The sequence below is a fragment of the Hymenobacter puniceus genome, assembly GCF_014333525.1.
In the GTDB taxonomy this organism is placed as follows: domain Bacteria; phylum Bacteroidota; class Bacteroidia; order Cytophagales; family Hymenobacteraceae; genus Hymenobacter.
Genome location: NZ_JACSCX010000006.1, coordinates 224,770 through 247,925 on the forward strand (window position 1 = coordinate 224,770; position 23,156 = coordinate 247,925).

At 59.1% G+C, this 23,156-nt stretch carries 17 protein-coding genes; 8 read left to right on the top strand and 9 right to left on the bottom strand.

Translation table 11 applies throughout. The features are described 5' to 3' along the window. Window positions 1–70: 70 nt before the first annotated feature. From H8B14_RS16890 to H8B14_RS16920, 7 genes are all read right to left on the bottom strand, one after another. A complete protein-coding gene (locus H8B14_RS16890) occupies window positions 71–454 on the bottom strand; it encodes a DUF6678 family protein (protein ID WP_315984848.1) in 384 nt (127 codons plus the stop codon). Window positions 455–542: 88 nt separating this feature from the next. Further along, window positions 543–4,007: an acetate and sugar kinases/Hsc70/actin family protein gene (locus H8B14_RS16895; protein WP_187316829.1), complete on the bottom strand. Its 3,465-nt coding sequence runs from the start codon at window positions 4,005–4,007 to the stop codon at window positions 543–545. 259 nt (window positions 4,008–4,266) lie between these two features. Next, window positions 4,267–5,715, bottom strand: coding sequence for a hypothetical protein (locus H8B14_RS16900; RefSeq protein WP_187316830.1), 1,449 nt, complete (start codon window positions 5,713–5,715; stop codon window positions 4,267–4,269). A gap of 29 nt (window positions 5,716–5,744) precedes the next feature. Next, window positions 5,745–6,200: a hypothetical protein gene (locus H8B14_RS16905; RefSeq protein WP_187316831.1), complete on the bottom strand. Its 456-nt coding sequence runs from the start codon at window positions 6,198–6,200 to the stop codon at window positions 5,745–5,747. A gap of 7 nt (window positions 6,201–6,207) precedes the next feature. Beyond that, window positions 6,208–6,600 carry a hypothetical protein gene (locus H8B14_RS16910; protein ID WP_187316832.1) on the bottom strand — a complete coding sequence of 131 codons (393 nt, stop codon included), beginning with the start codon at window positions 6,598–6,600 and terminating at the stop codon, window positions 6,208–6,210. A gap of 170 nt (window positions 6,601–6,770) precedes the next feature. Beyond that, a complete protein-coding gene (locus H8B14_RS16915; RefSeq protein ID WP_187316833.1) occupies window positions 6,771–8,153 on the bottom strand; it encodes a hypothetical protein in 1,383 nt (460 codons plus the stop codon). A 147-nt stretch (window positions 8,154–8,300) separates the two neighbouring features. Continuing rightward, window positions 8,301–9,302, bottom strand: a complete 1,002-nt coding sequence (locus tag H8B14_RS16920; RefSeq protein WP_187316834.1) for a sugar phosphate nucleotidyltransferase — start codon at window positions 9,300–9,302, stop codon at window positions 8,301–8,303. A 206-nt stretch (window positions 9,303–9,508) separates the two neighbouring features. On the opposite strand from H8B14_RS16920, the gene H8B14_RS16925 reads away from it, so the two are divergent. The 3 genes from H8B14_RS16925 (at window position 9,509) to H8B14_RS16935 (ending at window position 11,450) form a co-directional block, all read left to right on the top strand. Further along, window positions 9,509–10,087, top strand: a complete 579-nt coding sequence (locus H8B14_RS16925; protein ID WP_187316835.1) for a LemA family protein — start codon at window positions 9,509–9,511, stop codon at window positions 10,085–10,087. Window positions 10,088–10,179: 92 nt separating this feature from the next. Then, the gene (locus H8B14_RS16930; RefSeq protein WP_187316836.1) at window positions 10,180–10,641 is read left to right on the top strand and encodes a TPM domain-containing protein; all 462 of its coding nucleotides are present in this window, start codon (window positions 10,180–10,182) and stop codon (window positions 10,639–10,641) included. Beyond that, window positions 10,638–11,450, top strand: coding sequence for a TPM domain-containing protein (locus H8B14_RS16935; RefSeq protein WP_187316837.1), 813 nt, complete (start codon window positions 10,638–10,640; stop codon window positions 11,448–11,450). Before H8B14_RS16930 ends, H8B14_RS16935 begins: the two co-directional genes overlap by 4 nt. A gap of 62 nt (window positions 11,451–11,512) precedes the next feature. On the opposite strand, the gene H8B14_RS16940 is transcribed toward H8B14_RS16935, so the two are convergent. Next, on the bottom strand, window positions 11,513–12,118 hold the full coding sequence (locus tag H8B14_RS16940; RefSeq protein WP_187316838.1) for a 3'-5' exonuclease: 606 nt from the start codon (window positions 12,116–12,118) through the stop codon (window positions 11,513–11,515). Between the two features lie 270 nt (window positions 12,119–12,388). Between H8B14_RS16940 and H8B14_RS16945 the strand changes: the two genes are divergently transcribed. From H8B14_RS16945 to polA, 5 genes are all read left to right on the top strand, one after another. After that, on the top strand, window positions 12,389–13,129 hold the full coding sequence (locus H8B14_RS16945) for a hypothetical protein (protein WP_187316839.1): 741 nt from the start codon (window positions 12,389–12,391) through the stop codon (window positions 13,127–13,129). A gap of 36 nt (window positions 13,130–13,165) precedes the next feature. Further along, a complete protein-coding gene (locus tag H8B14_RS16950; RefSeq protein ID WP_187316840.1) occupies window positions 13,166–15,949 on the top strand; it encodes a TonB-dependent receptor in 2,784 nt (927 codons plus the stop codon). Continuing rightward, on the top strand, window positions 15,950–17,098 hold the full coding sequence (locus H8B14_RS16955; protein WP_222840631.1) for a DUF4249 domain-containing protein: 1,149 nt from the start codon (window positions 15,950–15,952) through the stop codon (window positions 17,096–17,098). Window positions 17,099–17,125: 27 nt separating this feature from the next. Next, a complete protein-coding gene (locus H8B14_RS16960; RefSeq protein WP_187316841.1) occupies window positions 17,126–19,534 on the top strand; it encodes an MG2 domain-containing protein in 2,409 nt (802 codons plus the stop codon). Window positions 19,535–19,693: 159 nt separating this feature from the next. After that, a complete protein-coding gene (polA, locus tag H8B14_RS16965; RefSeq protein ID WP_187316842.1) occupies window positions 19,694–22,579 on the top strand; it encodes a DNA polymerase I in 2,886 nt (961 codons plus the stop codon). 79 nt (window positions 22,580–22,658) lie between these two features. Here polA and H8B14_RS16970 read toward each other — a convergent pair whose 3' ends face one another. After that, complete coding sequence (locus tag H8B14_RS16970) at window positions 22,659–23,153, bottom strand: hypothetical protein (RefSeq protein WP_187316843.1); 495 nt, start codon at window positions 23,151–23,153, stop codon at window positions 22,659–22,661. Window positions 23,154–23,156 lie beyond the last annotated feature (3 nt).

Consider the following 23,156-nt stretch of genomic DNA (forward strand, 5'->3'; position numbering starts at 1 on the left):
GGAACGGACCTGGTTCCCAGGGTTGAAACCCTGGGCTAGTCAGCGGAAGGATAAGCGGGAGCAGCCGTTGTCAACTATTCGGTTTCAAGTAGCCATTTATTCTGAAGATTCCTTCTGCCTCGTCAAATGGAATGGAGTGTTTGCACAAAGCCTGTCGAACCCACGAGCTAAAATCAGAAGTGGACTTATCTATCAACTGCCCTACATAGGTTCGGCGGGTCGAATCAATTTCTATCCACTCTATTATTCGTGCATCCCCGAGTTTGACCCATTCCCAGTCAAGGTGACAAAAGCTACTCCCAGCCACCGGATCATCCAAATACTTGATGCGTACCTCCGGATTGAACTCTGGATGAGAAGTCATTTCCTGCGCCAGTTCCTTCCATTTCGTCCGGTTCATGACGGATGAAAGCTGGTTCGCGAAAATGAACTCCGTTAGCTTGTCATTTTGCATAAGACCAGACACTTTACTGCTAATCTTTTCAGAAGCATAGCCGCTGCCTAGCCCAGGATTTCAACCCTGGGCCACCGCGCCAGTAGTGTTACGCCTGCAGTTCGCGGCTCAGGTTGTACAGCGCCTGTTTCAGCGGCAGGAAAAACAGGGTTTCCGGCAAGGTTTCGTCGGAGGAGAGCTGGCGCTGGAACTGGTGCAGACCCAGGCTCAGGCTGTCCTCGATTTCGCGGAGCAGGATGTCTTTTACGCGCTGACGGTCCACGTCCACGCCTACTTCGCGCAGGTAAGGGGCTACGTCGTCGCCTTCAAGCACGAGCGTCAAATACTGCCGCACGTTTTCCAGCACCGTGTTTTTCAGTTCGGCATCTACCTGGTTTAGTTTCAGGCGCTGCTGGTTGAGCTCGGTGCCTTCTACGGCGCCGCTGTACTTCACGGGCTTGATGTTGTCGTAGTCGGTGGTGGTTTTTTCCTCGAAGAGCACGCCGCCGTTAGTGGTGGCTTCCTTGGGGTTGTCGGCCAGGATGACGCGGAAGTTGTGCGGCGGCTCCACGCCCGTCACGGCCTGGAAGATGGCTTTCGTAATCTTCTCAATGGCCACCAAGGAACTACCGCCGGCCAGCAGACGCAGGTAGAGGCTGCCTTTGCCCGAGAAGCAGAGGTAGCGCGGCGTTTTCAGGCCGAGGTGCTTGGTGAGCTGGGCCGTGTGGTAAATGATGCTGGTGTAGTGCAGGTAAAACAGCACCCGCAGCTGCCGGCCCTTGCCGAGGCCCAGGGCCTGGGTGAAGCGCAGGGCATCATCGTACTTGAACAGCAGGCTGGTCACGTCGGCGGAGCCGAAATCGGTGTTGCTGAGGGCGGCGCGCAGGTAGCCTTTGTACTCCTGATTTTGCTCGGAGTCAGGCAGGCTTTCCACGTGGCCCACGCCGAGGCGCAGCAGGCCATTCTGCTTGGGCGCACCCTGCACGCGGGCGTAGCCATCACCCCACAGGTCGTCACCGGCGAAGCGGAACGAGGTGCTGTAGGCCGGTTTCTGGTCGGCGAAGAGCAGCAAGTCGGTGGTGCCGCCGCCGATGTCGATGTTCACCACGTTTTCGTCGCGGTTGGGCACTACCTGGTTGGTGGCGGTGAGGTAGTAGTACGGGGCCACCGACTCGGTGAGGCAGATAGTAGCGCGGCGCGTCTTGAACACCTGCTGGAACGACTCGTCCCAGACCTGCTGGAACTGGTTGCGCAAAAACCCGTCGAAGCTCAGCGGCGCAAACCACACCACGCGGGTATCTTCCAAAATGCCGCCGTGCAGAGCCGCCTTGTGGCGCAGCAGCAGCAGAATTTCCCGGAAAAACGCCTCGATGCGCGACACGCCCTGTGGGTCCAGCTCAGCCGACCATTTCAGGTTGGTCACGAACCGGTTCTGGGGCAGCTCGGCCGTGTTTTCGGTGTTGATGCTGAAGCCGATGTTGATGTTGCTGAGCACCTTGGCCGGCTCGTTGGCAAACGACGTGGTTTCGCAAACCGCCGTCCGAATCGGAAACTCATACACCGAGCCGCCTTCGCCCACGAACGAAGGCACAAACTCCCGGTTCTGCAGCGTGGCAATGTTGTCCCAGATCTGGCCGGCGCCCGTGCGGTAGCGCTGGGCGGCCGAAAGGCCCTGATCGGCGACTGGCGCGTGCAGCCACTCCACCTGCACATCGGCCTCGCCGATGGTGAGCGGGCGCGGGTGCGCGGTGGGCGAATCGGCGTAGGCAATGTGGGTGTTGGTGGTGCCAAAGTCCACGGCAAACGTGAAGCGGCGGGTGCCGCGGTCCAGCTCGCGCCAGCGCGGCACCAGCAGGCCCCGGGCCGGCTCCGCGCCGATGGTGGCAGGCGGGCAGGTCAACTCCGCAAGGTCGAAGTGGGTGCCAGTGACTTCATAGTAGGTGCTGCCGGCAGTAGCCATACTCTTCTGGGTGCGCTCATAACGGGTGGCGCGGCGGGCGGCCCCCTGCTCCGTAATTCGCTCCCCATTCACGAAGAACGTGAGGTCGTAGCGGCGGTTGAGCATGGTGGGCGCGTTGTCGGCATCCACCAGCATCACTTTGTAGAGGTCATTGTACTCGGGCTGGTAGCGCACCTTATAGAACGGGAACACGCCCACGCCCACGGCGGCTTTCACAATGCGGCCCTTCTCCAGAATCTCGCGGCCCTGAGCGTCCTTGGGGTTCTGCGGATTGTGGTAGTAGCTGCGCTCAAACGTGATAAAGCGGCCCGCCTGCACCGGCACCCGCAGCTGTACGCGCACGTGGCTCAGGTCGATGGTGAAGGTGAGCAGCTCGGCCAGCTCGTTTTCGGTGAAATACTCGAAAAACGCCTGTTTCAGCGGCAGCAGGTACGGAAACCGCGCCCGGCCCTGGCCATCGGCGCCGTACTGGAACGTGACTTTGCCAGTGTGGAAGCGCTGGGTGTTCAGCTCGTAGGGCAGCTCCACCAAGGAGTCTTCCAGCAGGTCGCCCACCGTGAGGTAGGGATACTTGAAGCCTTTGCCAGGCAGCACGCGGCTTTCCAGCGCCACTTCATCGTAGTAGGGCACCGGCGTGCGGTCGTCCCAGGGCTGGCCGTTGAGGTAGTTGGCGCCGGGCATCGTCAGGTTCGGGCGCAGCACCAGGGGGCGCGGCCGGCCCGTCGTCGATTCGCGGGTGGGCTGGATGAACAGGTCGGAGCTGGTCACGGCCGACTGATCGGCGCGGCCGGGCAGGGGCACGCCTTTCACGCTCACCAGGTTGCCCTGCACGTCGGCCAGGGCCGGGTAGCGGGCCGCAAACTGCTGGGCGCTCCGGTCGCCCTGCATCTGGAGCTGGTTGATTTTCGAGCGGTCGAGGCCGGCGTACACGCTGCCGGCAAACTCGCGGCGCTGCAGCTGCGGATAGGCCAGAAAGAGCTCGTACACGAACTCCCGGAACTGCGGGTCCCGATCTTCGAGCAGCACGGTCTGCTGGTCGAAGTAGTGGCCGCGGGCCTGGGGCCGCTCCAGGTCCAGGGGCTTCACGGCGGGGCCGGTGAACAGGATGGTCAGCGGCGAGGTGCCGCCCAGCAGGCGCGTGCCGCCCGCCAGCTCCGGCGACTCATAGTACACCAGGTACATGTCGGAGAAGTCGCGGAACCGCTCGTCCTGCATGTACAGCTGCAGGGTTTCGCCCAGCAGGCGCGTGCCCTCGTCCTGCCGCATCCGGCGGATTTCGGCCTCGGCATTCCAGCGGCGCAGCGTGATTTTGCGGCCGGCCTGGGTATAGAGGTGGTAGTTGTAGAGCAGCTCCAGCAAATCCCAGAAGTGCGTGGTCAGCTCGTGGTACACAGAGCCGGGGTTGCGCTGCCCCTCCCGGGCCAGAAAATCAAAAGCCGTTTCAAACAGGTGCATCCGCGCAAACGGCGTCGGGATGCTCACGGCCAGGTTGCGCGACTTGCCCCCTGCGGGGTCCGTCACGGTGTTGATTTCGGTGCTGGTGACGGGGGCGGTTTTCTGCCAGCCCTGCACCTGCTGGGAGCCGTTGTTGTGTAAGCGAAGGACTTTGGCCATATCGGGACCCCACCCCCCGGCCCCCTCCCCGGTGGGGAGGGGAGCCAGACGAAGGTTGCTCGGGGTGATTTTTTACTGCTAGAAACTACTACTAGAAAGCTAGTTCCCCTCCTTAGAAAGGAGGGGCTAGGGGTGGTTGACAATGGTTGAACGGTGCCGGCTGAATCGTTCTGGTAAACAACATCAGCACGCGCACAAACCACCCCAGCCGCGCCTTCGGCACGGCGTCCCCTCCTTTCCAAGGAGGGGAGTTTTCGTTTTACACCACCTTCACCTTCTCCTCAAACGCCTTATCCGTCACCTCATAGAACAGCTCCAGCAGCTTGCGGAAGTTGTCGGGTTCCTGGATGGACTTCTCGGTTTTGTTAAGGTTGTCGAGCAGGTAGTTGTGGCTGAGGCCCTTGTTGAAGAAGTCGTTCCACTTCTTTTCCACCGGCTTGCCCAGAATCATGGCGTTGAAATCGTCAGTCTGTAGGTCGAAGGGGCGGAAGGCGCGGCGGTTCTGGGCCAGCTCCTGCAGCCACTGGTCGGCACCCAAGTCCTGGCCATGCAGGAAGGTATTCAGCTCCCGGAAGATGGGCTCGTTGCGCATGGCGTAGTCGAGCTTCAGGTTGTCGGCGTAGGGCGCTTTGTCGGTGGGCAGGTGCTGCTTGTGGTAGCGCGTGAAGTACAGGAACTGCGTGAGCTGCTTGGCTATGATTTCGCGCGACTCATCGGGCAGGTGGCTGAACTGGATTTCCGGCGCGTCGGTGCCCAGACCGTACTCGTGGAAGTGCGGACCGCCGGTGCGCAGCTCGGCGGGCGAGTAGCGCATGAAATCCACGATGCTCAGGGCCGCCAGCAGCTCAATTACGTGGGCCTTGTTCTTCTGCTGGGTGCCACCAGGCTGGTTTTCGTAGGGCGTATCGGGCGTGTCAGCGAGGTAGTACAGCGCGTCGAGGCCCTGCAGGTTGTGCTCGTAGTAGCTGAGCGCCGCCTTGGTTTTCGTGAGGAAGTTATTGGAGTCGATGACAGCATTATCCTCGCTCTGGAGGGCGAAGTAGGGCATCACGGTCACGGCGCCGGTGGGCGCGTCGCGGAGGTAGCGGGCATTGCTTAGGCGGGTGTTCGAGTCCTTGAGGTTCTTGAGCATCAGCGGGAAGCCCGCCGCGCCCGTACCGCCGAAGATGCTCGACACAAAGAATACCCGGTCGCCATCCTGGAAGTTATCGGCGAAAAACCGCATTTCCGGGCTTTCCACCAGCTTGTTCAGCACGATACTGCCCACGTTGGGCGAGCCGCGGAAGCCAATGGTGAGCGGGCTTTCCAGGTTGTCCTGGGTGAACAGCAAGTCCACCAGTCCTTTCGAGTCCACGCTCAGACCGTCGTAGCTCAGGTACTGCCGGAAGCTCTGGTTGATGCCGCCGAAATCGAAGATGAAAGTGTCCTTCACCGAACCGTTCACGTCCTGCGAAATACCGCTCAGCGTGCTGATATCAGTCTTGAAGAAGCCTTCTTCGCGGGGACCGAGGCGCTTGTAGATCTGCTGGTAGCTCTGTAGCAGCTGCACCGTGCGGTTCATGTCGCCGTTGTGCGCGTCGGGGTCGATGATGATGGGCACCACCCGGTCGCAGTTGGGCAGGTCCACGCCCGCGGCCAGCAGCATCGTGAGCGAGCGAATCACGCGGGAACCCGTGCCGCCAATGCCGAATAAAAAGAGTTTAGCCATGTATGTTCGTTTTTAAAGTCTGCAGTGCATTAACCTTCTATTGATTCGTCATCCTCGAAGTTGTAAATAGCTCCGTTTAGAACCATGTATAGGTCTCCAAAATGACGCGCCTGGTGCACAAGTAAGGTCAGATGTTCAGGCTCAATAAATTGGGTCATCACATCGTCATCTGCTTTAATACAGCGCTTAACCTGGTCTTTCAACTCTTCGAAGCAATAGTTCCCGATTAGATACCACTCGTTTTCTACAGGAATCCTACCCCAATAGAAGTAGGAAAGCAACTTTTGCCATCTACTGAAACTTCTCTTCAGCTTCAGCCTGGTTCTGTATTTTCTCCCGGAGGCATCAAAGTATAGTTCCGGTTTTTGTTGAGAGTCATAGTAGCCTGTTAAGCTGCAGTAACCCAAATCCTGCGGTTCCTCTACCAGATAGCAATAGGGTTTAGCTTCCTGCTGCAGACATAGTAGAGGAAAGGCTGGAGGCATACTCGTTCTAGAAAGGCGTGGTGCTGGCGTTGGTGGAGCCTTTGCGCAGAATCACAGAGAACAGGAAAAACCAGAACATGCTCAGAATGGCGTTCCAGGTGGCCAGCCAGTAGATGTAGCTGTGGTCGGTGACCTGCTGAGCGTTGGTCTGCCAGATGGTCACGAGGAAGGCAATCAGCGCATTCAAACCCAGGAAAATAGCCCAATGGCGGCCTTTGTTGAAGGTGGCCACGCCCAGGGCGCGGTTGATGACGTAGTAGAACAGCACCACCAGCCCCAGCGAAATGCCCAGGTTGAGCAGACCAATGTTGGGGAAAATGACGTCGCGGTAAACGGGGGTGTCGGCGGGTGGTTGCGGGGCGCCGATGAGTTCGTAGATGGAGCGGAAGAGTGCTTTCATGGAAAGGAGTAGCGCGAAGTCCTGCTTCGCGAGTGGTGAAACGATTATTCGGAAGCGAAATTGTAGCACCAAGCTTCTGCTTGGTGAATCGTTGTGGCCGTTGAACGACTATCGTGCCAAAGCAGGCCACGCGCGGGTCGTTTAACGGGTCACCAAGCTGGAGCTTGGTGTTACTCGCCGGGCTGCACGGTCAGGGGCAGTTCGAACACCGGGCGCTTCTCCCCTGCCGTTTGCGGCTCCAGGCCATCGAGCAGACTACTGAGGGCGAAGGTTTTGGGCGCGGGTGTGGCGTCGTTGCGGGTGGTCCACTGGGCTACCCAGGCGGGGCGCTGGTCCTGCAGACGCAGCACCAGCGGGCGGGCCGCTTTGGGCGCTTTGGTGAGGCGGATTTTGGCGAAGTGCGTGAATTTATTTTCCAGACCGCTGCTGGCACGGGTCTGCTCGGAAGCAGCCTGCACGTCGAGCAGCCTAGCGTCGGTGTCCACGCCTTTCAGGCTCAGGTTCTGCTTCAGATACGCCACGTCGCGGTACTGGCCGGGCAAACCTTTCAAATCCAGACCTACCACAAATTCCACCGGCTGCTGAGCCGATGCTTCCGATACGGCCACTACGCGGTAGGCGTCGGCAGTGCGCTTGCTGGCGCCGGCGTCGCCGTAGTACCAGCTGCCCTTGTTTTGAAACTTGCTCAGCAGCGAGTATGCCGGCCGCGGATACGTGACGCCGAAGTGCGCCTGCTTAGCAGGCTGCTGTTCCAGCAGCGTGGCATCGAAGCGGCGCACGGCATCGGCGGGGCCCAGCACCCAGATGTAGTACGGAATTTCAGTATCGCAGCAGTTGGTTTTCTTGCCGGCCGCCTTCAGGGCCGGATAGTAAGTACCGCGGAAGTCCGACGTGTAGCCATACACCGACACGGCCAGATCCTGCTGCGCGCCGTTGCGCTGCAAGGCGTCGGTGATGTCGGTTTTGATGTAGGGAATGGCTCCGGCGTTTTTCGGCGAGTAGATGAAGTCGGAAATCAGCACGCTCACGGTGCCAGGCTGGTAGTAGCGCGTCATCAGCGTATCGAGCACGGCGGGCAGCTCGGTGCTTTTGGCCGGCTGCTGAATACCGCTGCGCACTGTCCCCGAAATGCCCTGGTACGTATCGGCGTAGGGCTTCTCCTTGATGCGGAAAAACGCCTTTTTCCGGGCGGCCGACGTCCGGTTGATTTCGGACAGCAGCTGCGCCACGTGCTGTTGAAACTTGGTATTCTCACCACTGGCGCCGGCGCGGGGCATAAAGCCCTCCATCGAGCCCGATACCTCCAGAAACACGTTCACGGCCTGCAGCGGCTGGGTAACGGCATCACTCACCACGTCTGACGCTTCCTCTGGAGCCTCAACTCCAGGCATTTCCGTCGGCCGCACGGCGTCGGGCATTTCGACCTTGGGTTTTTCGGTGGTGGCAGCCGTTTCCTCTCCCTTCATATCGGAGCGGGAGTAGCAGCCGGGCAGCAGCAGAAGTGTCAGGCCCAAGGCGGGCAGCAGGCGGGAAAGATAGGTCGGGTGTGGCATCGGGCTAAAGTAACGACAATCTGCCCTCGGCGGATACATTCGTCTGTCATCCTGAGCAGAGTGAAGGATCCTGTCACGCCAGAACAAACCGTTCAACGATAATTCAAACATGACAGGATCCTTCGCTCCGCTCAGGATGACAGACGTTTAACTATAGTCTATTTCCGTGTTGTCGCCGATGTTGAGGCTGTGGCGGGTGCCTTTGAACAGGGCATCGGAGCCCACGATACAGTCGTGCATCACGGCCGAGCGCAGCTCTGAATAAGAGCCGATGATGGACTCGCTCAGGATGGTGTTCTTCACGATGGTCCGGTCGCCGATGGCCACGTTGGGGCCGATGATGGAGCCGGAAATCTGGCAGTCCTTGCCGATGCTGACGGGCGGAATGATGATGGTATCAGGAAACTCCGGAAACTCCCGGCGCTTGAGAAACTCGGGGCGGTTGAGCAGGCGAGCGTTGGCTTCGAGCAGGCTTTCTTTACGGCCGCAGTCAAACCAGTTGTCCACGGGCACAGTGGTCATGGCCGCGCCATCCTGGATCATAAGCATGAGCGCATCGGTTAGCTGAAACTCGCCGTGGGTACGCTGATCTTGGTCGATGATGCGCTCTAAGGCCGAGGCCAGCCAATCGGGGTTGGCAATCTTGTAGAGCCCCACCAGCGCATAGTTCGACTTCGGAATGCGCGGCTTCTCCACCACTTTCGTCACGCGGCCACCGGCCCCGGTTTCCACCAGCCCAAACAACGAAGGCGTCTTTACTTCTTTCACGGCCAGCACATTGCCATCCATCTGCATCATGGCTGGCAGGTCGATATCCACGATGGTGTCGCCGAGCAGAATCAGAATGCCATCCTGCTCGTAGCGGAACTGCTCACGGGCCAGCCACAGCGCATGGGCAATGCCTTCGCGCGGCTCCTGCACCACAAACGAAGCCCGCAGCTGCGGATACTGCCGTCGCACATAGCTTTCAATCTTTTCGCCGAGGTAGCCGATAATGAAGACAAATTCCTCGATACCAGCCACGCTTAGCCGGTCGATGATGTGACCCAGAATGGTGTTGCCGGCAACCGGAACCAGGGATTTGGGCTGCGTATGCGTGTGCGGGCGCAGGCGCGACCCAATGCCCGCGACGGGAATAATGGCTTTCATGAATTACTGGCGTGGCGTAAGTCCGCAAAATAGCGAATCGATGCGGGAGCAGCGCGCAACACAACCGCTGTGGCGCGAATTCGTACTTTGCCGGCAGAAGGCGCGTTGCTTTCGCCGGCCCGGCAGGGTTGCTGGAACCCGCTACCTACAGGACATCAGGTTCCTTTCGTTTGTTTTCTCTCCCTTCCATTTCTTACCAACTTCCAATGAAACGCTTTCTTCTCTATTTTGCTGGTATCATCCTGCTGCTGTCCCAATCATCGTGCGGCTACAATGGCATGGTGGAGCGCGACCAGGCCGTGAAGGCCCAGATTGGTAACGTGCAAAGCGCCTACCAGCGCCGCTCCGACCTGATTCCGAACCTGGTAAACACCGTGAAGGGTGCCGCCAACTTCGAGAAAACCACCCTCACCGACGTAATTGAAGCCCGCGCCAAAGCAACCAGCGTGCAACTCAACGCCGACAACCTCACGCCCGAAAACCTGAAGCAGTTTCAGGAGGCGCAGTCACAGGTTAGCGCCGGTTTGGGCCGTTTGCTGGCCGTGTCGGAAAACTATCCGGAGCTGAAAGCCAACGCCAACTTCCAGGAGCTGCAGGCCCAGATCGAGGGCACGGAAAACCGTATTAACGTGGAGCGCAACAAGCTTAATACGCTGACCAACGACTACAACGGGTTCATTAAAAGCTTCCCCAACAACATTTTTGCCGGTATGTTCAAATTCTCGGAGAAGCCCTATTTCGAAGCTGACGCCGCTTCGCAGAAGGCACCGACCGTTCAGTTCTAATTCACTGGTTTTCAGTTGTCGGTTGTTGGTTGTCGGGCCTGCCTGCAGGTTCTTCTGGCTGACAACCGACAACTGCTTACTGCCAACTACCCATGAACAACCCTCTCACCGCAGAGCAGGAAAAGGCCTTGGTAGAGGCTATCCGGCAGGCTGAAATCCTGACCTCAGGCGAAATCCGGGTGCACCTGGAAGACCACTGCCCTACGCCCGATCCGCTGGACCGGGCGGCGCAGGTATTTGCCGACCTGAACATGCACAAAACGGCCCAGCGCAACGGTGTACTGTTTTATCTGGCCTGGCAGAGCCGGCAGTTTGCTGTCATCGGCGACGCCGGCATCAACGCAGCCGTGCCCGACGACTTCTGGGAAACTACCAAGGAAAACGTGCTGCAGCTGTTCCGGCAGGAAAAGTATGCTGGCGGCCTCGAAAACGGCATCCGCATGGTTGGCGAGCAGCTGCAGCGCTATTTCCCTTATAACGCCGCTACCGACCAAAACGAACTCGACGATTCCATTTCCTTTGGTGGTGGCACGCCCCAGCCTCCCCGCAAATGACATACCCTGCTCTATTACGGTCGCCGCTCTGGCTGCGGCCGCTTCTGGTAGCGCTATTGCTAGCCTTCTGCTCAACTAGCTTCGCGCAGCTGCCACCGCGCCCCAACCCGCCACGCCTCGTCAATGACTTGGCGGGCATGATGCGGCCCGACGAGGTGCAGGCACTTGAGCAAAAGCTCGTTGCCTACAATGACTCCACCTCGTCGCAGATTGCCGTCGTGACGGTGCCCACGCTAGGCGACGACGATATTGCCAACTTTGCGCAGCAGCTATATGAAAGCTGGGGCATCGGCCAAAAGAACAACAATAATGGTGTCCTGATTCTCATTGCCGAGCAGGAGCGCAAGGCCCGCATTCAGCCCGGCTATGGCTTAGAAGGTGCCATTCCGGATGCGCTGGCCAAGCGGATTATCACCAATACCATCGTGCCGGCGTTTCGCGAAAAGCAGTATTATGCCGGTATCGACAGGGCAACTGATCAGCTGATTGCCCTAGCCAAAGGTGAATACAAAGCCGACCAAACGACTCGTACCCAGCCGCGCTCAAGAGATACCAGCGGCTCGGGCTGGATGTTCTGGCTGATTATCGGGGCCCTGGTACTGTTTATGCTGCTGCGAAACCGGGGTGGCGGCGGTGGCAGCGGCCGCAACCGGGGCTTCGGCGGCGGCATGATTCCGCCCATCATTTTCGGCGACTTTAGCGGCGGCCGCGGCACCTTCGGGGGCGGCGGTGGCTTCGGCGGGGGTGGCGGCTTCGGCGGTTTCGGTGGCGGCAGCAGCGGCGGCGGCGGCGCCTCCGGCGACTGGTAGCCGCACCACACAGTGTCTTGAAATTGCAATAAAAAGGCCCGGATGTATTCGGGCCTTTTTTATTACTCTGCCTCCCGTACTTGCTGGTACACAGGCAACTCATAGAACGGCCGCAGCAGCTGCACCACATCCAGCGCGTCGGCCAGAGCCTGGTGCGCCACCGTGGTATCCTCAAAACCTGCGCGGGCCTTGCAGATTTGCATGGTGGGCAGGCGGGTGTCTTTGCGCCAGTTGAGATAGAACGCGGCCGGGTCGAGCATGGCCGGCTCGGCCCGCACCAGGCGGCCGTAGCCGGGCAACTGGCGCAGAAAGCCCAGATCAAACGACGCAATGTTTTTGCCGGCCATCGTCACGGCCACGCAGTCTTTTTTATCAACTTTAAAGCCCTGGGCCAGCAGAAATTCCCGCAGTTGGGGTAGCAGCTCGTCGGGGGTGCACAGCTCGGGGTTAGGCTCTTTGCGGGCCAGTTCCTGTAGCAATCCGGCATTGAGGGCCAGTGCCCCAGCCGTACCCACCAGTTCCGGGTGCCGCACTACCCGCCGGAACGCCGGCAGCTCGTTTAGCGGCAGCAGGTGCCGGGTGTCTTCCACCACGGCGGCCAACTCCAGAATCTGGTGCCGCTCGGGGTTGCCGCCGGTGGTTTCAAGGTCGAGGGAGATGTAGCGCATAGGGGCTGCTTACGGCATACCAGGCGGCTGGTTTGAGCCATATCGCCTGCCCCCGGAGATCTGCGCTGCCGTTGGCCAGACTGCAGCGCACGGGCCATATATAGTTAATTCAATAAGAAGTACCCACTTACACGCTGCTCCTTTTCCTTACTTTATGCTTATCTGTCAATCTCAACTACCTATATTTACAAAGCACCACATGCCATTGCCTACGCTATATTTCTAATAGGCACGGGTATTATATCGCAGATTATTCTTTTGCAGTTTCTTATGCTTCGAACCATACTACTCGTTGCTTTGCTTGCGGCTGCTTGCCCATCCTTCTGTCAGCAGCGGCCTGATAGCACTGCCCTGACTTATAGTCCGGCAGCCTGGATCAGACAAGACTATTATAAGGATCAAATAAGCTTAACTAAATTATATAACGGCGCTGAATATATTGATTACACCAAGCTTTATGCTGTCATCAAAGGGCACCAGTTTTTCTTATCAGACCAGAAGCTAAACGGCAGCATCACGTACGACAATCATTTATTCAACGATGTAAAAATAGCTTACGACATTGCACGCAACCAAGTAGTTGTGCAACATGCCACTAATCCATTTACGCTAAAACTCATCAACAAGAACATACAGAATTTTACTATTGATGGGCATTATTTTCAACGCATCGAAGCCGATAGCAGCAATCAGACAGTAGTCAGAACAGGATTTTATGAATTGCTGTCAGACAAAAGCTTCAGAATTTTTGCCCAACGAAAGAAGGGCACTCTGGAGAGAATAGATCAACAGAAAGTAACCTTGGAATTTATGCCTGAAACCCGCTTATACCTGGAAAAATCCGGCATTTTCTACGATATCAACAGCAAGAAAAATTTTATTCTGGCGATAGGAAGCCAAGGGGATAATTTAAAAAAATACATCAAAAGCAATAAGCTTAAATTCGATATGAAGCGAAGAGAATCCAGTGTTATAAGTACCGTAAATTATTTCGAGCAGTTGTCTCAATAAGCAACGCTGTCATTTATCTACCCTGTTTTTTTTGTTATGATGCATTTCTATCGACGGTTACTGCTAATACTGCTATGCCTATCCGGAGCGGGGCGCGGGGTGAGTGCCCAGCAACGGCCACCGGACCGGGTGAATGGCCGCTTCGATCATACGCTGTTCATCGACTTCGTGCGGCAGCTGGAAACCCAGGTGCCTACGCGCTTTTTCTTCGAAGAAGCCGCCGTCGATAGTGTTTTTGTAACGCTGGAGGCCCGCGACGAGCCCGTGGAAGCCGTGGTGGCGCGGGCCCTGCAAGGCACCGCCTTTTCGTGGGTGGCCGACGGGGAGCACCGCATATTTATCACCGCCGGCCCGCGCATCAGCACAGAGCTGCCGGTCGGCTTTTTCCGCCCCGGTACCAACGGCGCGCCCACTGACTTTTCTTCTGATGAGCCGCTGCCGGCTACCACAGTAGTGGGCCGGGCACGCTACGTGCGCGAGGCCGAAGTACGGCTCTACGAAATTGGCACTGGAGGCACTGGCAGCGGGCGGGCGACGCTGGCGGGGCATATCCGGGACCTGAAATCAGGGGAACCCACCATCGGGGCGACCATCTACGTTGGCGCAACCGGCGTGGGCACCAGCACCGACCAGTTCGGCTACTATTCGCTCACCTTGCCCACGGGCCGCCACGAGCTCAATATCCGGGGCATTGGCATCAAAAACACCCGGCGGCAGGTGCTGCTGCGTTCCAGCGGTAAGCTGGCAATTGAGGTGGAGGAGGACATCACCCCGCTGAAAGAAGTGGTGATTGAGGCCGAGAAAGACAAAAATGTGTCGGGGATGCAGATGGGCCTGGAAAAGCTCGACATCAAGACGATGCGGCAGGTGCCCACGGCGTTCGGCGAAACAGATATTCTGCGGGTGGTGCTTACGCTGCCCGGCGTGAAATCGGTGGGGGAAGGCAGCACCGGCCTGAACGTGCGCGGCGGCAGCACCGACCAGAACCTGATTCTGTTCAACGGCACCACCATCTACAACCCGTCGCACTTGTTCGGCTTCTTCTCGGCCTTCAACCCCGATATTCTGCAGACAGTGGAGCTCTACAAGAGCGGTATTCCGGCCAAGTACGGCGGCCGCTTGTCGTCGGTGCTGGAAATCAAGACGCGTGAGGGCAACAAGAAAAAGCTGGCCGGCTCCGGCGGCATTGGGCCGCTCACCAGCCGCCTGACGCTGGAAGGCCCCATTGTGAAGGACAAGAGTGCCTTTATCGTCAGTGGCCGGGCCAGCTACTCCGACTGGCTGCTACGCCGGCTTGATAACAGCAGCTTCCGGCAGAGTGCGGCGGCCTTCTTGGATGTTTCGGCGCACGTCAACCATCAGATCAACGAGAAAAACACGCTCTACGCCACCGGGTATCTGAGCTCCGACCGGTTCCGGCTGGCCAGCGACACCACCTATCAGTACCAGAACCGCACGGCCAGCCTGAAATGGCAGCACAACTTCAGCAACCAGCTCTACGGCGTGTTTACGGGCGCTTACAGCGGCTACGCGTACGATATAAGCAGCGAGAAAAACCCGGTTAATGCGTCGCGGCTGCAGTACGACATCAACCAGAACAGCCTACAGGCCGACTTCAGCTACTTCCCGAATGCCAAGCACACCATCGATTTCGGGGTCAACTCGCTGTTTTACACCATTTCGCCCGGCAGCCTGCTGCCACGCGGCGAAAGCTCACTGATTGCCCGAAAGGTTCTGCCAAGGGAAAAGGCGCTCGAAAGCGCCCTGTACGTTTCCGATCGTATTGATCTGACGCAACGCTTGTCGCTCTCGCTGGGGCTGCGCTACTCGCTCTTCCAGGCGCTGGGGCCGCGCGACGTGTACGGCTACGACCCCGGCCTGCCGAAGTCAACCAGTACCATCGCCGACACCACCCGCTACGGCTCCGGCAAAGTACTGGCCACGTACCACGGCCCCGAATACCGGGTGTCGGCCCGCTACTCGCTTTCCGAGAATTCATCTGTGAAAGCCAGCTTCAACCGCACGCGCCAGTACATCCATCAGCTGTCGAATACGGCCTCGGTATCGCCGGCTGACATCTGGAAGCTGAGCGATTCGCACGTGCGGCCCCAGGTCGGCGACCAGGTGTCGGTGGGCTACTACCGCAACTTCAAAGCCAACACCATCGAAACGTCGGTGGAAACCTACTACAAGTCGTTGCGCGACTTTGTGGACTATAAGAGCGGGGCCACGCTGCTGCTCAACGACCACATCGAAACCGACATTGTGAATGCGCTGGGCAAGGCCTACGGGGTGGAGCTGATGGTGAAAAAGCTCACCGGCAAGCTCAATGGCTGGGTGAGCTACACCTACTCCCGCTCGCTGGTGCAGGTGAATGCGGGCACCACGGCCGAGATGATCAACGGCGGCCGCTATTACCCCAGCAACTTCGACAAGCCGCACGACGTGACGATGATCGGCAACTACCGGTTCAGCCGCCGCTTCAGCACCTCGCTTAATTTCACCTACAGCACCGGCCGGCCCATTACGCTGCCCCTGGCCAAGTACTACATTGCCAACTCCCTGCGCGTGTACTACTCTGACCGCAACGCTTACCGCGTGCCCGACTACTACCGGGCCGACCTGGCCCTGAACATTGAGGGCAGCCACAAGGTGAAAAAGCTGGCCCACAGCTCCTGGACGGTTGGGGTGTACAACCTAACCGGCCGCCAGAATCCGTATTCCATCTATTTCAAGGCCGAGGACGGCAAAATCAATGGCTACAAGCTGTCGATTTTCGGCCGCCCGATTCCGACCGTCACCTATAACATCCGATTCTAGATGCGCGCTATTCTACCGCTGCTTGCCCGGTTATCGTTGTTGTGGAGCCTGCTGCTCGGCAGCTGCATCGAGCCCTATATACCGGAAGATATTGGCTCTACCCGCAGCTTTCTGGTGGTCGACGGCTTCATCAACCTCAGCGGCCCGACCACCATCCGCCTGTCGCGCACCTACGACGTGAAAGCCGGAGGCCAGTCGCCGGCCGAACTGCGGGCGGCGCTGTATATTGAAGCCGAAAACGGCCAGCGGTACGCTTTGGCCGAAGGGGCGGGCGGCGTGTATACGGCCGCGCCGCTGCCGCTGGTAGCCGGCAGCCAGTACCGGCTGCATATCACTACTGCGGCCGGGCTCATGTACGCCTCGGAATTCGTGCAGGCCAAAGCCACCCCGCCCATCGACAGCGTGACGTGGCGCCCCAGCGCGAACGGCCTGACCGTGTACGTAAGTGCCCACGACGACACCCGCGCCACGCAGTACTACCGCTGGGAGTTTCAGGAAACCTGGGAAATCAAGCCGCTGCTGGTGCCCACCGAGGCCTACATCAACCGCTCGGTGCGCCCGATAGTGACGCCTTACCCAGAGCTCTGCTGGGCCAGCCAGCTGTCGACGCCTATCCAGCTCAGCAAAACCACGGCCCTCACCCAGGATGTGGTGGCCGACTACCCGCTTATTGCCATTAGTACTACCAGCCAGCGCCTGCTGCGCAAATACAGCATTCTGGTGAAGCAGTACGCCCAGACGCCGCAGGAATACCAGTACTGGGAGCAGCTCCAGAAGAACACCGAGAACATCGGGACCTTGTTCGACCCGTTGCCGTCGCAGCTAACCGGCAACGTGAAGTGCCTCAACGACGGCCAGGAGCTGGCCCTGGGGTACGTAGGCGCGCACGGCATCAGTGAAAAAAGAATCTTCATCGGCCGCGACCAGCTGCCGCGGGCCTGGCGCCCCCTGACCGGCTACGAGGACTGCATTCCGCCTGATACCGTGGAGCTGCCTGCTATCCACAATGTCTTCGGGGGCAACAAGGTGGTGCCCGTGCGGGCTGTGTATACAATAGGCGGCGCGTTGCGGGGCTACACTTCCGCCACCAAAGACTGTGTGGACTGCCGGCTGCGGGGCACTTCCGTCCGGCCCAGCTTCTGGCAATAAGCAGTGCTGTACTAGGTTCTTATGCTAATGGCTATTCCTTTTTCTCGATTGCGCCGCAGTTGTCGGCTGCTGTTCCTGCTACTAGTGGGGTTGTTTGCAGAAGCCAGCGCCTACGGTCAGACAACTGACTTCAGCTCACTTGCCCGCCGGTTTTCCAGCTACCAGCAGAAGACCGTACCGGAAAAGCTGTTTCTGCACCTCGACCGGCCGCTATACCTGAGTGGTGAAACTATGTGGTTTAAGGCCTATACCGTGGACGGCACCCACAACCGCCCGCTGGCCATGAGCAGCGTGGCCTACGTGGAAGTGTTGGACGCCCGCAATACGCCCGTGCTGCAAACCAAGATTGCGCTGGCCCAGGCGACCGGGCACGGCTCGTTTCTGCTGCCTGCCAGTATGCCGTCGGGCACCTACCAGGTGCGGGCCTACACCAGCTGGATGAAGAATTTTGGGGCGGAATCATTTTACCAGCAGGCCGTGACGGTAGTTAATACGTTCACGACGGCGGGCGCCCAAACGGCAAAAGACTCCGTAGCCTACGACGTGCAGTTTTATCCGGAGGGCGGCAATTTGGTAGCGGGCCTCCGCAGCAAGGTGGCTTTCAGGGCCGTGAATGCCGCGGGCCAGGGCGTGGCCGTTGAGGGCCGCGTGCTCAACCAGCAGAACAAGCCCGTGGCTACCTTCCAAACGCTGCGCCACGGCATGGGCAGCTTTATGCTGACGCCTGAAGCCGGCGCCACCTACAAGGCCATCGTGACGGTGCGCAACGGGCCAACCATCAGCCAGGATTTACCGCGGGCCTTTCCGCAGGGCGTGGTGATGCGCCTGGAGCGCGCAGCCTCCCAGCAGCTTACCGTTGCCGTGCAATCGACGCAGAAGCAGCCGGAAACCATTTTTCTGCTGGCACATGCCCGCCAGCAAGTGATAGTGGCGGCGCAGAGCCAGCTGCTTAATGGGCAGGCGACTTTCACCGTTGATGCGCGCCAGCTGCTGCCCGGCGTGTCGCACTTTACCGTGTTTGGGGCCAACCAGCAGCCGCTGTGCGAACGGCTGTTCTTCCAGCCGCCGCCGCCCCTGGCCATTACGGCGGCTGCCAATCAGCAGGCCTACCCTACCCGCGGCAATGTGCGCATTGCCGTAGCCACTCCCGGCGCCACCGATGCCCGGGCTACCTTATCGATGGCGGTGTATCGGCTGGATTCTTTGAGTGCCAAGCCGGGGCCGGACATCCACAGCTACCTGCAGCTCACCGCCGACCTGCGAGGCCGGGTGGAAAACCCAGACTACTACCTGCAATCTACGGCCCCGGACCTGCCGGAAGCTACCGACAACCTGATGCTCACGCAGGGTTGGAGCCGGTTCCGCTGGGAGCAGGCGCTGGCCGCTACCCCACCGGTTTTCACGTACCTGCCGGAGCTGCACGGCCCGGTTGTGGAGGGCCGGGTGCTGCACCCGGTCAGTGGCCAGCCCGTGGCAGGCATCACCACGTATCTGTCGTCGCCGAGCCTTATCGTCCGACTCAACAATGCCGTCAGCGACGCGAACGGCCGGGTACGGTTTGAGATGAACGATCTGTACGGGCCGCGTGACCTGATCATGCAAACCAACCCGGCCCAGGACAGCACCTGCCGCCTGGAAATTCTGCCGGCTTTTGCCAGCCAGTATACCCCCGCTTTCCCGATGGCAGCCGCGCCCGACCTGCAGCTGCAGCCCAGCTACGCCGCGCGCCACCTGCAGGCGCAGCTGCAAACCCGGTATTTCGGAAAGTACCGCAACCGATACACCCCACTCCAGCCCGACAGCGCCGCCTTCTACGGTTCGCCCGACGAAACCTACCTGCTGGATAAGTACACGCGCTTCAAGGTGATGGAAGAGGTGATGCGGGAGTACGTACCGGGCGTCATCGTCAGAATCCGGAAAGACGGTTTTCATTTCCTGGTCATGGACAAGGTAAACCAGACCATTTTGGATGAAAACCCGATGGTGCTGCTGGACGGGGTACCCGTGTTCAACATCAACAAAATCATGGCCATGAACCCGCTCAGCATTCGCAAGCTGGATGTTATGGATGCGCGCTACTTCCACGGCTCCGCCATCTACGACGGGGTGGTGAGCTTCTCAACTTACAAGGGGGATCTGGAAGGCTTCAAACTCGACCCGCGGGTGCTGGTGCAGCAGTACGAAGGCTTGCAGGCACAGCGCGAGTTCTACGCCCCCCGCTACGAAACCGCCGACGCCCGGCAAAGCCGCCTCCCCGACCTGCGCAACCTGCTGTACTGGAACCCGGCCATTAGCACCACCGGGCCCACCGCCAGCACTGTGGATTTCTATACCGGCGACCAGCCGGGCCGCTACCTGGTGGTGGTGCAGGGTTTGGCCTCCACCGGGCAGGCGGGCAGCACCAGCTTCGTGCTGGAAGTGAAGGGTGCGCTGTAAGGCGGCCGCCTTTTTCAGCGCCTTTTTCGGCGAAAACTCCGGGTGGGTCATGCAAATTAAAGCGCGCCGGCCACCGCGCCGCCCGGAAGTTGCGTAACCCGGAAGCCGGGCCGCGGGTTGTGCTGGTCCGGCCCCGCTGCCTTCCCTACCTTCGCCTCCATGACTCCCAACGCCCCCGCTACCCAGCCCCACAAGCTTTTCCTGCTCGATGCCTTTGCCCTAATTTACCGCGCCCATTTTGCGTTTAGCAAGAACCCGCGCGTGAACTCCAAGGGCCTCAACACCGGAGCCATCCTGGGCTTCACCAACACACTGGTGGAAGTATTGCAGAAGGAAAAGCCCACCCACATCGGAGTGGCGTTCGACGCGGCCAAGAAGACATTCCGCCACGAGCAGTACGCCGAGTACAAGGCCCAGCGCCAGGCCATGCCCGAGGACATTGGCCTGGCCATTCCCTATATCAAACAGATTATTAAGGCCTTCCACATTCCTATTCTGATGGTGGAAGGCTACGAGGCCGACGACGTGATTGGCACATTGGCCCGCCGTGCTGAGGCGCAGGGTTTTGGGGAGGTGTTTATGATGACGCCCGATAAGGACTACTGCCAGCTGGTCACGGACTGCATCAAAATCTACCGGCCCGCTTTCATGGGCAATGCGGCCGAAATCCTGGATATAGCCCATGTGCTGCAACGCTTCGAGATTGAGCGCCCGGAGCAGGTGATTGACATTCTGGGCCTGCAGGGCGACGCTTCCGACAACATTCCGGGCATTCCGGGCATCGGCGAGAAAACAGCCAAAACGCTGATCCAGAAATACGGCTCGGTGGAAAACCTGATTGCCAACGTGGACCAGCTCAAGGGCAAGCAGCAGGAAAACGTGCGCAACTTCGCCGAGCAGGGTTTGATGAGCAAGGAGCTGGCCACCATTCACCTGGATGTACCTATTGAGTTTGAGGCCGACAAGCTGGTGCTCGACAAACCAGACGAAGACCAATTACGCCAGCTGTTCGACGAGCTGGAATTCCGGCAGCTGGCCGCCCGCGTACTAGGCGGCGGCAGCCCCGCCGGCGTGAGTGCAGCGCCCGCCGGGCGCGGGGCGCGCCGACCCAAGACAGTTGAAGGGCAAGGCAGCCTGTTCGGCTCATCGTCGGATGCGGTCGTGGCCATTGGGGCCGAGGAAGGTGAAACCGGCCGCTTTGGCGCCCCGGCCGGGCCACGCCGCACGCTGGCCGACGTGCCGCACCACTACCACCTGATGGACACGCCGGAGCTGCGCGCTTCTCTGCTATCGTTTCTGCTGCAGCAAACCGAGGTTAGCTTCGATACGGAAACCACCGGCTTGGATACCATGACGGCCCGGCTGGTGGGGCTGAGCTTCTGCTGGCTGCCTGGCGAAGCCTACTACGTGCCCGTTCCGCACGACGACCATGCCGCCGCCCAGGCCCTGATTGATGAGTTTCAGCCGTTTTTTGAGGCCGCGCACATCCTCAAGATCGGCCAGAATATCAAATACGACCTCACCATTCTCAAGCACTATCAGGTTGCCATCAACGGGCCGCTGTTTGACACTATGCTGGCCCACTATCTGCTGGAGCCTGATATGCGCCACGGCATGGACGTGCTGGCCGAAACCTACCTGCACTACACGCCCGTCAGCATCACTGAGCTTATCGGCCCGAAAGGCAAAAACCAGAAAACCATGGCCGACCTACCCCCGGCCGAGGTGTCAGACTACGCCTGCGAGGATGCCGATGTGACGCTGCAGCTCAAGCACGTGTTCGAGCCGATGCTTAGGGAAGTAGGCTTGCTGGACCTTCTCAATGAGGTGGAAAACCCGTTGGTGCCGGTGCTGGCCGACATCGAGTATGAGGGTGTGAAAATCGACTCCGGGGCCATGGGCGAGTACTCGGCCGAGCTGCAGGGCTACATTGTGGACATTGAAAAGCAGATTTTCTCAGAGGCCGGTCAGGAGTTCAATATTGGCTCGCCGAAGCAGCTGGGCGAGGTGCTGTTCGATAAAATGGACATCGGCAAAGGCAAAATCAAGAAAACCAAAACCGGCCAGTACGCCACCGGCGAGGAAGTGCTTAGCCTACTAGCTGCCGAAAACCCTATTGCCGCCCTCATTCTGGAGTACCGCCAGCTCAGCAAGCTGCGCAGCACCTACGTGGAGGCCCTACCCCAGCTGGTGTGCGAGCTGGACGGGCGCGTGCACACCAGCTTCAACCAGGCCGTGACGGCCACTGGCCGCCTCAGCAGCACCAACCCCAACCTGCAGAACATTCCTATCCGCACCGAGAAAGGCCGCGAAATTCGCAAGGCCTTTGTGCCCCGCGACGCCAGCCACGTGCTGCTGGCCGCCGACTACTCACAGGTGGAGTTGCGCATCATGGCCGACTTTTCGGGGGATAAAACGATGATTGAAGCCTTCCGCCAGGGCCTCGACATTCACACCAGTACGGCCAGTAAGGTGTTTAAAGTGCCGCTGGATCAGGTAGACAGCGAAATGCGCCGCAAGGCCAAAACCGTCAATTTCGGCATCATCTACGGCATTTCGGCCTTTGGGCTGGCCCAACGCATCGGCATTTCACGTAAGGAGGCCACCGAAATCATCGACACCTATTTCGAAGAGTTTTCGTCGGTGAAGCAGTTCATGGATGAAAGCATCAACAAGGCCCGGGAGCTGGAATACGCCACCACCCTGCTGGGCCGCCGCCGCTACCTGCGCGACATCAACTCCCGCAACGCCACGCTACGCGGCTACACCGAGCGCAACGCCATCAACGCCCCCATCCAGGGCACCGCGGCCGACATCATCAAAAAGGCCATGATCAACATCCACGAGTGGCTGCGCCAGGAAAAGCTTGGCACCAAGATGATCCTGCAGGTACACGATGAACTGGTGTTCGATGCGGTGCAGGAGGAAGTAGCTTACATCACGCCTAAAATCAAGGAGCTGATGGCCACCGCTCTGCTGCTGCCCCATGGCGTGCCGCTGGAAGTGGAAGTTGGCACCGGCCAGAACTGGCTGCAGGCGCACTGATTGCCCGATCTTTTTCCACGTAAAAACGCCGCTCCTGTACCTCAATGGTGTACAGGAGCGGCGTTTTCATATTGCAGACTTACTGCTTGACAAATCGGTATGTATAAGTCATTACCGAATCCCGGATCTGAATATCGTTTGTTTTCAGCACCATAGTTTCGGCGGTGAGCTCTACAATGTTTAGCGGACCAGCAACTGGGTTTGTGTAAGGGAATTGGACACTCCCTTGGTAGTCGATAGCCAGCTTGGTATCACTGTTCAGCAACTGCCATGTTCCCCAGTCCGTCAGGGCTGGCTGGGGAGAAAAGCATAGAGTGCCATTTTTGTCCCATTGCAGCTTGTTGGTTGCCTCAAACCGGTACAGGTCATCGGCTTCACATGCCCGCCCGGTTATGAATTCCAGCTGTATGGAGTTATTGTTGGCGGCGGGGCGGGTGCTATACGTATAGTTGGTCATTCGCCAGCCACCTGTGGAAAGCCACGTTTCGCGTTGGCTAAGTACGGTTTCCTTTTTCGAACAGGCACTCAGGCCTATCAGCAAGGCAAGTAGGATACTGGTTTTGGTGAGCAGCATAAG